Origin of the sequence: Sphingobacterium composti, from assembly GCF_009829075.1 — a bacterium.
GTDB classification, from domain to species: Bacteria; Bacteroidota; Bacteroidia; order Sphingobacteriales; family Sphingobacteriaceae; genus Sphingobacterium; species Sphingobacterium composti.
In genome coordinates, this window is record NZ_WUQZ01000052.1 from 1 (window position 1) to 1,419 (window position 1,419).

Below are 1,419 nucleotides of genomic sequence, written 5' to 3' on the forward strand. Positions count from 1 at the left end.
GAAAAGTATAATGTTCTATATCCAAGCATACATGCCGACCGACCAAATGCACAAGCCAAATAGCTTTTGCCTGACCCAGTTGCGCCCGTTATAAGGACATTTTCACCTCTAGTAATAAAAGTTCCATCTGATAACCTCAGGATTTGTTCACGCGTAATTCCTCTTTCATTATTACAGATTATTTCTTCAGGAAGTGCATTGTACCTTAATCGACTAGCTTTAAGATATTTTTGTGTTCTACCATGGTCCCTAAACTCTACCTCAGCATGTACCATTGAGCCAATTAGTTCGTGTATGTCTTGTTGTTCATGTACGGGTAAAGACGCGACAGCTTCGTAACGTTTAGCCATTCCGGCAAGTCGTAAAAATTTGAGGTGTTGAATTGTTTGATCTATATTCATAATGTATTTATTTATATTTTCTGTTATTTATATTCATCTGCACCTCTAATATTGCTATGGTGAGGAATGCTATATTGAGGATTCTGATCACCGTCTTTTTCTAACAAGTCCATGTTGTTTTCAATAATATTTTTAATGATCATATAGTTGAAGCGATGTCCTTTGAGCCCCCTTCGACAAGCATTTTCTATACGATCTGGGTAGAGTGATGCTAAGCGTAAAAGGCCTTGACAGGCTTGATAAGTTTGATCTATGATAAGTTTGCTATCCATTACTTTTTGAAAGTAGTCTTTGGTTGCTGGACCATATTTTTCTGCTTTAACGAGATACTCTTCAGGGCTCCATAAAGAACGATTAAGTACGTGTTGATGGTGTGGTGGGCAATGGTCGATTTGCGTACTATAACCATGCTTTTTATAACTTCGTTTATGAAAAGCTATTCGGTTGTTTTCGCTATATATCTCTACTATTTCAGTACAATAAATAACATTTACAGTCTTACCAATATATTTATAGGGAACACTGTAAAAATGCCAATCCTCACCAATGACTACATGATAGTTCTGTTGTACTTTGCCTTTAGTATAGTTCTTGGCGACATATTGATTATCTGGCAACCGCTTGAGCGTAGGCTTCTCTTTGTCGAAGAATAATTCTTTACGACTAAAGGTTTTACGTTGGAAGTTTTTATCATGATGAGAATTAAGCTTATCCCATATGGCACTATTTAAAGAAAATAAACTAGTAAATGTTTCATTACGCAATGGGCCATAAACACGTAAATAAGCTATTCTTACACCTCCCTCAACTGAAGGTTTATCTTTTGGTTTAGCAGGTCTAGCAGCTAAAAGTGCAATGTTATTATGATTGGCCCATTGTTCAATCATATCTACAAAAGTAGGTTCATACCGATTACTACGTTTTACCCATTGCTTCATATTATCGGATTTAACAGAAAGAGGTACACCACCAAAATATGCTAGTGCATTATTAAGTGCTTTTACTACTTGAGGTAAAC

2 protein-coding genes are annotated in these 1,419 nt (G+C 36.1%); both read right to left on the bottom strand.

The annotated features are described in order from the left end of the window. Positions 1-401 (bottom strand): ATP-binding protein (locus GOQ17_RS15995; protein ID WP_159639054.1); only part of this gene is annotated, 401 nt, incomplete at its 3' end. A 23-nt stretch (positions 402-424) separates the two neighbouring features. Continuing rightward, positions 425-1,419 (bottom strand): Mu transposase domain-containing protein (locus tag GOQ17_RS16000; protein WP_159639056.1); only part of this gene is annotated, 995 nt, incomplete at its 5' end.